Raw genomic sequence first — 11,567 nt, forward strand, 5'->3', positions numbered from 1 at the left:
GCAGACTCATCAACTTCAAGCAAGGTGGAAACAATGGCCAACCACGGTCGCCCGGGTGCAATCCGCAAGAAAAAGAAGGGTGCCACCGTCGGTACCGGAGGCCACGGCCGCAAGGCACTGGAAGGCAAGGGACCCACGCCCAAGGCGGAGGACCGCGTCTACCACAAGGCCCACAAGAACAAGCAGCTCGCTGAGCGCTCGGCCGCCAAGCGCGGTACCGGCCGCCTCGCCGCGGGCCGCAGTTCCGGTCCCAAGGGCCGCGCCACCGAAGAGTTCGTCACCGGCCGCAACTCGGTCGTTGAAGCGCTGCGCGCCGGTGTGCCCGCCAAGGCCCTGCACGTTGCCATCCGCATCGAGATGGACGACCGCGTCAAGGAATCGCTGAAGATCGCGACCGAGCGCGGCATCCCGCTGCTCGAAACCGGCAAGCCCGAGCTGGACCGCATGACCGAAGACGCTGTCCACCAGGGTCTCGTCCTGCAGATCCCGCCGTATGAGTACCAGGACGCCTACGACCTCGCCGAGGAAACCGTAGCCAAGTGGAAGAAGGGGCACATCGGCAACGCCCCGCTCTTCGTCGCGCTCGACGGCATCACCGACCCCCGCAACCTCGGTGCGATCATCCGCTCTGTCTCCGCCTTCAGCGGCCATGGCGTCATCGTTCCCGAGCGCCGCTCAGTGGGCGTTACGGCAGCGGCCTGGAAGACCAGCGCCGGTGCGGCCGTCCGTGTCCCGGTAGCCCGCGCATCGAACCTCAACAACGCGCTCAAGCAGTTCAAGGACATGGGTATCTTTGTGCTCGGCCTCGATGGCGGCGGCGACGTCTCACTGCCGGACCTCACTGTGGCCACGGAACCCGTATGCATCGTGGTGGGTTCCGAAGGCAAGGGCCTGAGCCGCCTGGTCCGCGAGAACTGCGACCAGATTGTGTCGATTCCCATCGACTCGGCCATGGAATCGCTTAACGCCTCCATGGCCGTGGGCATTTCCCTGTACGAAGTGTCGCGCCAGCGCGTTGCACAGTAGTCCTCGCTAACGCTCCGCAGTCGCCTGGCGAACGCTCTCTCACATAAACCCGGCTTTTGGCGAACGCTCTCTCACATAAACCCGGCTTTTGGCGAACGCTCTCTCACTTCCTCCCGGGAGGTGAGAGAGCGTCGGCCGGAAAGGGGATTTAGGTGAGAGAGCGTCGGCTGGAAAGGGGATTTAGGTGAGAGAGCGTCGGCAGGAAAGGGGATTTAGGTGAGAGAGCGTCGGGGGAGGGACTAGAAGTCGCGGCGGTTGGCAAGGACCGGGAGCTTCTGGCGGGCATCATCCACCACGGAGGCGTCGAGGTCCGCGAAGATCAGCCCGGGCTCACCTTCGAGGCCTTCCACAACCTGGCCAAAGGGGGACACGACGGCGGAGTACCCGACTCCCGTGGGCGCCGCGCCTTTGGTTTCGATGCCCTGGGTGGCCGGATCACCTTGCCCGCACGCCAGGACGAACGTGGTGGTATCAACGGCGCGGGCACGGGCCAGGAGCTGCCACTGATCGGCTTTCCCCGGGCCGGCGCCCCAGGAAGCTGACACGATATTGACCACGGCACCACGTTGGGCGTTGGCCGTGAACAAGGCCGGGAAACGGATGTCGTAACACGTGGCCAAACCGAAGGTGAGGCCACCGGCGTCGAACGTTACCGGCGCTGTACCGGCTTCAACGGTGTCCGATTCCGCAAAGCCGAACGCGTCGAAAAGGTGGATCTTGTCATAGCTGGCCTCGACGCCGGGACCGGTGGCCAGGAGCGTGTTGCGCACGCGCGGCTTGCCGGATTCGGAGGCAGTACCCGGCGTGAACATGCCGGTAACGATCACCAGGTCCAGTTCGGCAGCCAGGTCCCGCACGCGGGAGGCCCATGGGCCGTCCAACGGTTCGGCGATGTCCACCAGGGAGTTGCCGAAAGCGCGCATCATCGCCTCCGGGAAAACCACCAGCGCCGCTCCGCCCTCTTTGGCTTTCCGGGCGTATTCCTCAAGGATCCCCAGGTTTTCCTGCAGGTCCCGGCCGGTAATGACTTGAGCAAGTGCCACGCGCACGGTTGTTCCTCCTGTTGTTCCACTCCAACCTAGGGCACGTTGTCCAAAAGAGACACCGTGTATGTCGTCACACGGCGCACGGTGGCCGCACTTACTCGTCGTGGAACTAAACTTGCAAGCAATGGTTATGCCTATTTTGGACACAGCGGCCACCACGGATGCCTCGCGTCCCCGGCCCCTCGGACTGAGCGCACCCCGGCCCGGGCAGTTCGGTGAGCCCGACGCCCGGGACGGCCAGGTCAACGTCGCGGTATTCGCACCCGGCCTGGACCGTGTTGAGGTTGCGTACCAGGCGCCCGGTGATGGCTGGCGGGTCCACACACTTCCCAATGTGGAGGACGGCGTCCATTTCGGCATCGTCGGCGGCATGCCGCCCGGCACACGCTACGGCTTCCGCGCGGCTCCCTCTGAGGGTGGCCTTCCCCTCTCGGTCCCCTCCCTGGATTTTGACGACGACGGCGGACAACCCCTCCTGCTCGATCCATACGGACGCGCCGTGGACCAGCGGGGCGAATTCCTGACCAGTGTGCACGTGGCTACCGGATTCGATTGGGGCGACGACCAACCCCCGAACACTCCGATGCGGAGCACCGTCATCTATGAGGCCCACGTCCGCGGCCAGACAATGCTCCATCCGGACATCCCCCAGCACTTGCGGGGAACGTATGCCGGCATGGCCCACCCGGTGATGATCCAGCATCTCACCGAGCTCGGCATTACCGCAGTGCAGCTGCTGCCGATCCATTTCCACCAGGACGAAGCCCACCTCCAGGACCTCGGCCTGACCAACTACTGGGGCTACAACACCGCGGCTTTCTTTGCCCCGCACTCCGACTACGCAACGGAGGCTGCCCGCAATGCCGGGCCGCACGCGGTGCAGGACGAACTCAAGGGCATGATCAAGCTGCTGCACGCGGCCGGCATTGAAGTCCTCCTGGACGTGGTCTACAACCACACCGCCGAAGCCGGTCCCGACGGTCCGCCCACCAGCTTCCGGGGCCTCGCGGAAAAGCGTTACTACCGGCACGACGCCCACGGCCGCTACCTGGACACCACTGGTTGCGGCAATACCTTGGACTTCAGCGATCCCGTGGTGGTCGACCTTGCCCTCGACTCCCTGCGGTACTGGGTCAACGACTTCCACGTCGATGGCTTCCGCTTCGACCTCGCTGTCACGCTGTGCCGGGATTCCGGAAACCAGTTCGACCCGCACCACCCGTTCCTGACGGCCATTGCCGAGGACCCCGTGCTTTCCAGGGTCAAGCTGATCGCCGAGCCCTGGGACGTGGGGTACGGTGGCTGGCAGACCGGCCGTTTCCCGGAGGGCTGGGCAGATTGGAACGACCACTTCCGGGACGGCGTGCGGCGTTTCTGGCTGTCGGACCGCGCAGCGATCGAGGCCGGCGGGCAGGGTGGCTCCATCGCATCCCTTGCTGAACTCATGGCAGGGTCGCAGGGGCTGTTCGCCCCGTCCGGGCGGACCCGTTTGGCATCGGTCAACTTCGTCACGGCCCACGACGGCTTCACGTTGAAGGACCTGGTCAGCTACGACCGAAAGCACAATGAGGCCAACGGTGAACAGAACCGTGACGGCCACGGCGATAACCGCAGCTACAACCACGGCGTTGAGGGCCGCAGCGAAAACGAAACGATCGTAGCTGCCCGGGCGCTGTCCGTACGCAACCTCATGGCCACCCTGCTGTTATCCATCGGCGTGCCCATGATGACCGCAGGTGACGAACTTGGCCGCACCCAGCACGGGAACAACAACGCCTACTGCCAGGACAATCCCACTGCCTGGCTGGACTGGAGTTGGCCACAGGAGGCCGTGTCCATGTTCAGGACCACCCGGGAGTTGGTGCGCCTGCGCCGGTGGTTCCTGCGTCACCAGCCGGAGGACTTCCCGGAGACAGCCAACAATTCCAGCCTCCAGTGGTTCGACGACAAGGGCAAGCGGATGACGCCGGTGCACTGGAACGATCCCAACGTCCGCACCGTGCAGCTCCTGATGGGCCATGAAGACAGTGAGGTCCGGGGCCTGGTGGTAGTCAACGGAAGCAACCAGGATCTTAGGATGGTGCTGCCGGACATCCCCAGCGACAGGGGAACCGGTAAACGCATGTTTGAGCTTCGATTCACCACCTCCGTGCTGCATGAACGCCGGAAGGGTGCCTTGGTGGCTGCAGGGGAGCGGGACATCCTTCACGCCAACACCATCAACATCTACCGCACCTGACCACCCGGAGCAGCAGGAAGGGACCCATGAAAAGCAGCGGGTGGCGGCCTGCTGGCATCCGGCACCACCAGCCAGAGCCCCAAGTGAGCCCGGCGGATCGTGGTCGGCAAGGACGGCGCCAAGTACTACACACCGGACCACTACGAGTCGTTCTCGTTCATTGTCGAAGGCAGGTAGGAGCCCATGAAGATCTACTCAGCAGACACCTGGACCCTGGAGGAACTGCAGGCACAGGTGGCCGACGCCGGACGCAGGACCATCCTGGTGCCGCCAGCAGAAACCAAGAAGGCGGTCCTGGAAGTGTTCGGCCAGGTGCTCGATTTCCCCGAGTATTACGGCGTCAACCTGGATGCCCTGAACGACTCCCTGCACGACTTCGCCGATTCCCTGTCCGACGACGGCGACGGTCCGGTCACCATGATCTGGCAGGTCCCGGCGGCCTACCGCACGGACAGATCCTTTGGCGTAGTGTGCGAAATACTGCAGGACGCCGAACGCTACGCCGGCCGTGACCTCACGGTGATTGCGGTGTTCCAGCAATAGGTTCCAGATGCCACCGGCCCGCGTTTTTCGTTGTTTCCCAACAACCAAAAACGCGGGCCGGCTACGTGGTGTGGGCTTACGCGTTCGCGATCAGGCCCAACTCGGCCTTCGACGCCAGGGCGCTGTGCTTCGGGAACACGCGGACGGTGTATCCAAAGGAACCGGAGCGGTTGATGACCAGGTCGCCGCGGAACAGGTGGCGCCCGTTGCCGAGGTCCTCCAGCGGAGCGAGTTCGGCTACCACCACGTCTTCGAGCTCGTCGGATTCCTCAGCGCGTCCGAACGCGACCTCCACGGAGACGTCGTCCGGCGTGAGGCTGTTCAGGGCCACGTAGGCATTGACCTGCAGCGTGTCGCCTACCTGGGGTTCCTCGGACAGGCCCACGGAGTCCACGTGCTCCACCACGATCTCCGGCCAGGCGCTGCGCACCTTGGAGATCCAGGCGGCCAGCTCCTTGGCTTCCTTGTAAGACCCTGCCGTTGCCCGGCGTCCGGAGACGGCGGCCGGGCAGTAGAGCTTGTTGACGTAGTCCTGCAGCATCCGCTCCGCAGATACGGCAGGTCCCAGGTGGGCCAGGGTGTGCTTGATCATGGACACCCAGTGGGTAGGCACCTTTTCCACACTGGATTCGGAGGGTCCTGCGGCCCCCGCGCCCTGCGCCACCGTGGTGCCGTAGAAGCGCGGTGCCACCTGGGTCTCCAGCAGTTCGTAGAGCGCGGCGGCTTCGATCGTGTCGCGCTCATCGGCGGAAGCGCCGTTGTTGGCCGTGGGGATGGCCCAGCCGTTCTCGCCGTCGTACATCTCGTCCCACCAGCCGTCCAGCACGGACAGGTTGAGGGAACCGTTGATGGCTGCCTTCATACCGGACGTACCGCACGCTTCCAGGGGCCGCAGCGGGTTGTTCAGCCACACATCGCAGCCCGGGAAGAGGGTGCGGGCCATCGCAATGTCATAGTTCGGCAGGAACACGATCCGGTGGCGGACTTCGGGGTCGTCGGTGAACCGGACCAGGTCCTGGATCATCTTCTTGCCGGCGTCGTCCGCAGGGTGGGACTTGCCGGCGATCACCAGCTGGATGGGGTGCTTGGGGTCAAGCAGGAGCGCCTTGAGCCGCTTGGGGTCGCGCAGCATGAGCGTGAGCCGCTTGTACGTGGGGACACGGCGGGCGAAGCCGATGGTCAGGACGTCGGGATCGAGCACCTTCTCCGTCCAGCCGAGCTCCGCGTCCGCGGCGCCGCGCTTCTTCCAGGAGGCACGCAGGCGGCGCCGGACATCCTCGATCAGCTGGACGCGCAGTTCGCGGCGGAGCGCCCAAACGTCCTCGTCGCTGACGTTGTACGCCAGGTCCCACCGGCCCAGGGCCTCGGCCTCGGCACCGAACTGCTGGCGGGCGAGGGAAGAGATCCGCGGATCCACCCAGGTGGGCACGTGCACGCCGTTGGTCACGGACGTGATCGGAATTTCCGAGTGGTCGAATCCCGGCCACAAGCCGGAGAACATCTCGCGGGACACCACGCCGTGCAGCTTGGCCACACCATTCGCGCGCTGCGCCAGCCGCAGACCCATGACCGCCATGTTGAAGACCGCCGGGTTGCCGCCGTCGAAGTTCTCGCGGCCGAGTTCCAGGATCCGGTCCACGGGCACGTCCGGTGCCAGTCCGGCGTCGAAGAAATGCTTGATCTGCACTGCCTCGAACCGGTCGATGCCGGCCGGCACGGGCGTGTGCGTGGTGAACACCGTGGACGACCTGCCGGCGGCCAGGGCTTCCTCCCACGTCAGGGGAGCGGTGGGGTCGGCCATGGCTTCCTGGATACGTTCGATGCCCAGGAAACCTGCATGGCCCTCATTGGTGTGGAAGACCTCCGGCGCAGGAGTGCCGGTCAGTTCCTGGTAGACGCGCAGGGCCTTGACGCCGCCCATCCCCAGGAGGAGCTCCTGCTGCAGGCGGTGGTCGCCGCCGCCGCCGTACAAGCGGTCCGTGATGCCGCGCGCGGCTTCGTCGTTGGACGGCACGTTTGAGTCCAGCAGCAGCAGGGGAACGCGTCCGACGTCGGCACGCCAGACATGCGCGTGGAGCTCACGGCCGTTGGGCAGCGGCAGGGAGATGTGGACCGGCTTGCCGGGAGTACCGTCTTCCTTGGAAGGCCAGCGCAGCAGCGTCAGCGGCAGGCCGTCCGGGTCCAGCACGGGGTAGGTTTCCTGCTGCCAGGCATCCCGGGACAGGGACTGCTTGAAATACCCGGCCTGGTACAGGAGGCCCACGCCGATCAGCGGCACGCCGAGGTCGGAAGCTGCCTTGAGGTGGTCACCGGCGAGGATGCCCAGGCCGCCGGAGTACTGGGGCAGGACCTCCGTGATGCCGAATTCGGGGGAGAAGTAGGCAATGCACCTGGGTGCTTCCTCCCCAAGCCCCTGGTACCAGCGCGGTTCGCTGAGGTAGCGGTCAAGGTCCGAAGCCGCTTCCTGTATGCGGTTGACGATCCCGCCGTCGTTGGCAAGGTCCTGCAGCTGCTCGCGGCTGATGGAGCCAAGCAGGGCGATCGGATCGTGCTGCGCTGCCTCCCAGAGAGCCGGGTTGAGGCTCGCAAAAAGTTCCCTCGTGGGCCGGTGCCAGGACCAACGCAGGTTGGTGGCCAACCGGGCCAAAGGCCGGATGGGCTCAGGGAGGACGGTACGGACTGTAAACCTTCGAATTGCCTTCACGAGCGCCACACTAACGGACTCACATGGCAGTCGGAACTGCTTTGGGTTTCTTTTAGGTAAAAGACACCTTGCGTCAAGAAGATAGGTCGTGTGCTTAGCATTCTGTGATTTTTGTCGCTAACGTCGTGGTTGTGACGACTACCTCGCGAACCTTGACCGCCCTGAAATCCAAGACAAAAACGGACATCACCGACGGACTTCGCTTCGGCCGGTTCCCCATCACGGCAGTTCAGCCGGTGGTAGAGGGTGGCCGCTTTCCCGCCAAGGCACTCCCGGGCGAGGACATCGCCGTCAGTGCCACGGTCTTCCGCGAAGGCCATGACCAGCTCGGCGTGTCGGCAGTGCTGCTCGACCCCCGCGGCCGGGAACGCCAGCGTGTCCGCCTTTCCCCTTCCCAGGAGGAACGCTGGAAAGGCCGTGACCGCTGGGTGGGCCAGCTGACCCCGGCAGGCACCGGTGCCTGGTCCTTCGTGATCGAGGCCTGGCACGACCGCTACGGCACCTGGCACCACAACGCCGAGGTCAAGGTCGCTGCGGGAATCGATGTTGAGTTGATGCTCGCCGAGGGCGCAGCCCTCCTGTCGGAAGCGGCAGATGACGACGCCGGACGCAGCGCTGCGGACAAGCGCACCTTCCGCGCCGCGTCAGTTGCGCTCGCCGACACCACCCGATCTGCCGAGGAGCGCCTTGGTGCCGGTTTCAGCCCCGAGGTGCTGGCCGCCGTCGGGCGTGTTCCCATCCGCGAACTGGTGACGGTCTCGGAGCGGTTCCCCCTGCAGGTGGAACGTGACCTGGCGGGCCGCGGCGCCTGGTATGAGTTCTTCCCGCGCTCGGAGGGCGCAGTCCTGGACCACGCCACCGGCGTGTGGACCTCGGGCACCTTCCGGACTGCCGCCAAGCGGCTGGATGCCGTGGCCGGGATGGGCTTCGACGTCATCTACATGCCCCCGATCCACCCGATCGGTTTCCAGCACCGCAAGGGCCGCAACAATACCCTGACTCCGGGCCCGCAGGACCCCGGTTCTCCGTGGGCGATCGGTTCCAAGGACGGCGGCCATGACGCCATCCACCCGGACCTGGGCACTTTCGAGGACTTCGACGCATTCGTGGCCCGCGCCAACGAACTGGGCCTGGAAGTGGCCTTGGACCTGGCCTTGCAGGCTGCTCCGGACCACCCCTGGGTCACCTCGAATCCTGAGTGGTTCACCATGCGGGTGGACGGAACCATTGCCTACGCGGAAAACCCGCCCAAGAAATACCAGGACATTTATCCGCTGAATTTCGACAATGATCCGGCCGGCCTTTCCAAGGAAATCCTGAGGATCGTCCAGCTGTGGATCAGCCACGGCGTCAAGATTTTCCGGGTGGACAACCCGCACACAAAGCCGGTGTGGTTCTGGGAATGGCTGATTGGCAAGATCAACAAAAAGAACCCCGAAGTTGTCTTCCTTGCCGAAGCCTTCACACGGCCGGCCATGATGCACGCCCTGGGTCGGGCGGGCTTCCAGCAGTCGTACACGTACTTCACGTGGCGGAACACCAAGACTGAACTTGAGGAGTACTTCCACGAGGTCAGCCACGAAAGCGCACCGTTCTTCCGGCCCAACTTCTTTGTGAACACCCCGGACATCCTGACCGAGTACCTCCAGTACGGCGGCCCGGCGGCGTTCAAAATCCGGGCGGTCCTCGCCTCCACTGCCAGCCCGCTTTGGGGTGTCTACGCGGGCTACGAATTGTATGAGCATGTGGCCAGGCCAGGCGCGGAAGAGTACATCGACAACGAAAAGTACGAGTACAAGGCCCGCGACTGGGAAGGCGCGGCGGCGTCCGGCCACAGCCTGGCTCCCTTCATCACCCGGCTCAACGCGATCCGCAAGGGGCACGTGGCGCTGGGCGACCTGCAGAACCTCACCCTGCACAGCAGTACGGATGACGCCACGGTGGTGTACTCCAAGCACAAGACGCTGCCGGACGGCACCAAGGACACCTTGATCATCGTGGTCAATGTGGATCCGCACAGTGTCCGCGAGAGCACGGTCTCCCTGGACCTGGCGGCGCTGCAGCTGGACCCGGCAGACTACAACGAGGACGGCCGGTTCAGGGTGGACGACCTTATCAGCGGCCAAAGCTGGGAATGGGGAGAACACAACTACGTCCGGCTTGACGCCCACCACGAGCCCGCACACATCCTCCACATCAGGAGGCAGCCTTAGTGAGTTTTTCCCCGCAGAACCCGAGCCAGTACTTCACTCCGAAGAACACCTTCGAGCTGAACGCCCCAGGTCTCCAGCATGATCCGCACTGGTACCGCAAGGCAGTTTTCTACGAAGTACTGGTCCGGGCTTTTGCGGACACCAACGGGGATGGGTCCGGGGACTTCCACGGGTTGATCGACAAACTCGACTATCTCCAATGGCTGGGTGTCGATTGCCTGTGGTTGCCGCCGTTCTTCCATTCGCCGCTGCGCGACGGCGGTTACGACATCGCCGACTACACGTCCGTGCTGGATGAATTCGGTACCATCAGCGACTTCAAGCGTCTGGTGGCAGAAGCCCACGCCAGGGGCGTCCGGGTCATCATCGACCTGCCACTGAACCACACCTCGGACCAGCACCCCTGGTTCCAGGAATCCAGGAAAGACCCCACGGGTCCGTACGGCGACTTCTACGTGTGGAGCGATACTGACGAGAAATACCAGGACGCACGCATCATTTTTGTGGACACGGAAGAGTCCAACTGGACGTTCGATCCCATCCGTCGCCAGTTCTTCTGGCACCGGTTCTTCAGCCACCAGCCTGACCTGAACTTCGAAAACCCCGCCGTCATCGAGGCGCTCTATGACGTCGTCCGCTTCTGGCTCGACCAGGGCATCGATGGGTTCCGGGCCGACGCGGTTCCGTATCTGTTCGAAGAAGAGGGAACCAACTGCGAAAACCTGCCTGCCACGCACGCCTTCCTCAGGGACCTGCGGCGCATGGTGGATGCCAACTACCCCGGCCGTGTGATCATCGCCGAGGCCAACCAGCCCCCGCATGAGGTGGTGGAATACTTCGGCACGGACGATGATCCGGAATGCCACATGGCCTTCCACTTCCCGATCATGCCCCGGCTGTACTACGCCTTGCGGGACCAGAAAGCCGCCCCGATCATCCAGACGCTGAGGGAGACCCCGGAAATTCCGCGCGGCGCCCAGTGGGGAACCTTCCTGCGCAACCACGATGAGCTCACCCTGGAAATGGTCACTGCCGACGAGCGTGCCGCGATGCTCGGCTGGTACGCACCGGACCCGCGCATGCGTGCCAACATCGGCATCCGCCGGCGGCTGGCGCCGTTGCTGGACAATTCCCGCGCCGAGATCGAGCTCATCAACGCCTTGCTGCTGTCCATGCCCGGCAGCCCGTTCCTGTACTACGGCGACGAGATCGGCATGGGGGACAACATCTGGCTGGACGACCGCGACGCCGTGCGCACGCCCATGCAGTGGAACCCGGACCGCAACGCGGGCTTCTCCGCCGCGGATCCGGGCAAGTTGTACCTGCCGGTCATCCAGTCCCTGGTCTACAACTACGGCATGGCCAACGTGGAGGCGCAGGCTGCCCATTCCGGGTCGCTGCTGCGGTGGACCCGGCAGATCCTGAGCGTACGCAGGAACCACCCGGCCTTCGGCCTGGGGTCTTACCGGAACATCGAGGCGGACCACGAGGTAGTGCTCGCGTACGTGCGGGAGCTTGTGCCGGGCAACCCGGAGGGGGAGGACCCGGAGACCATCCTGTGCGTCTTCAACCTGTCCCAGCACCCTGTAGCCGCCACCTTGGACTTGCCGGAGTTTGCCGGCAGGGGTTTCCGCGATATTTTCGGCGGCCAGCCGTTTCCCGCCGTAGGGGACAACGGACACCTGACCGTCATGCTGGGGAGCCACGCCTTTTACTGGCTGCGGCTTCGTTCAGCTTTTTCCAATCCCTCGTCGCCTATGACGCAGGCGATCCCAGTGGTGTCGACGAAAGGATGA

Annotated in this window: 7 protein-coding genes and 1 pseudogene; 6 read left to right on the forward strand and 2 right to left on the reverse strand. The window is 64.5% G+C overall.

What is annotated here, in order from left to right; all coding sequences use genetic code 11:
* Window positions 1–33 precede the first annotated feature (33 nt).
* On the forward strand, window positions 34–1,026 hold the full coding sequence (rlmB, locus tag ACPFL9_RS04465; RefSeq protein ID WP_426006074.1) for a 23S rRNA (guanosine(2251)-2'-O)-methyltransferase RlmB: 993 nt from the start codon (window positions 34–36) through the stop codon (window positions 1,024–1,026).
* Between the two features lie 239 nt (window positions 1,027–1,265).
* Here rlmB and ACPFL9_RS04470 read toward each other — a convergent pair whose 3' ends face one another.
* Entirely contained in the window at window positions 1,266–2,075 is an 810-nt protein-coding gene (locus ACPFL9_RS04470) for a carbon-nitrogen hydrolase family protein (RefSeq protein ID WP_426006075.1), read from the reverse strand.
* A gap of 121 nt (window positions 2,076–2,196) precedes the next feature.
* On the opposite strand from ACPFL9_RS04470, the gene glgX reads away from it, so the two are divergent.
* The 3 genes and pseudogenes from glgX (at window position 2,197) to ACPFL9_RS04485 (ending at window position 4,854) form a co-directional block, all read left to right on the forward strand.
* Window positions 2,197–4,311 carry a glycogen debranching protein GlgX gene (gene glgX, locus ACPFL9_RS04475; protein ID WP_426006076.1) on the forward strand — a complete coding sequence of 705 codons (2,115 nt, stop codon included), beginning with the start codon at window positions 2,197–2,199 and terminating at the stop codon, window positions 4,309–4,311.
* An 87-nt stretch (window positions 4,312–4,398) separates the two neighbouring features.
* Window positions 4,399–4,488: pseudogene (locus ACPFL9_RS04480) on the forward strand (ribonuclease domain-containing protein); the annotation flags it as partial.
* 6 nt (window positions 4,489–4,494) lie between these two features.
* Window positions 4,495–4,854 (forward strand): barstar family protein, encoded by a 360-nt coding sequence (locus tag ACPFL9_RS04485; RefSeq protein WP_426006077.1) that lies wholly within the window; start codon window positions 4,495–4,497, stop codon window positions 4,852–4,854.
* Window positions 4,855–4,930: 76 nt separating this feature from the next.
* Here the strand turns inward: ACPFL9_RS04485 and glgP are convergent, their stop codons facing one another.
* Window positions 4,931–7,558: an alpha-glucan family phosphorylase gene (gene glgP, locus ACPFL9_RS04490; protein ID WP_426006078.1), complete on the reverse strand. Its 2,628-nt coding sequence runs from the start codon at window positions 7,556–7,558 to the stop codon at window positions 4,931–4,933.
* A gap of 125 nt (window positions 7,559–7,683) precedes the next feature.
* Between glgP and ACPFL9_RS04495 the strand changes: the two genes are divergently transcribed.
* Together ACPFL9_RS04495 and treS are read left to right on the forward strand one after the other, a co-directional pair.
* Complete coding sequence (locus tag ACPFL9_RS04495) at window positions 7,684–9,771, forward strand: alpha-1,4-glucan--maltose-1-phosphate maltosyltransferase (protein ID WP_426007486.1); 2,088 nt, start codon at window positions 7,684–7,686, stop codon at window positions 9,769–9,771.
* Window positions 9,771–11,567: a maltose alpha-D-glucosyltransferase gene (treS, locus tag ACPFL9_RS04500; protein WP_426006079.1), complete on the forward strand. Its 1,797-nt coding sequence runs from the start codon at window positions 9,771–9,773 to the stop codon at window positions 11,565–11,567. Before ACPFL9_RS04495 ends, treS begins: the two co-directional genes overlap by 1 nt.

The sequence above is a fragment of the Paenarthrobacter sp. NyZ202 genome (assembly GCF_049860755.1).
Classification (GTDB): domain Bacteria; phylum Actinomycetota; class Actinomycetes; order Actinomycetales; family Micrococcaceae; genus Arthrobacter.

Bases quoted from the DNA above. Each gene is read 5' to 3' on its own strand.
- rlmB (WP_426006074.1), top strand. From the start codon at position 34: ATGGCCAACCACGGTCGCCCGGGTGCAATCCGCAAGAAAAAGAAGGGT.
- glgX (WP_426006076.1), top strand. From the start codon at position 2,197: ATGGTTATGCCTATTTTGGACACAGCGGCCACCACGGATGCCTCGCGT.
- ACPFL9_RS04485 (WP_426006077.1), top strand. From the start codon at position 4,495: ATGAAGATCTACTCAGCAGACACCTGGACCCTGGAGGAACTGCAGGCA.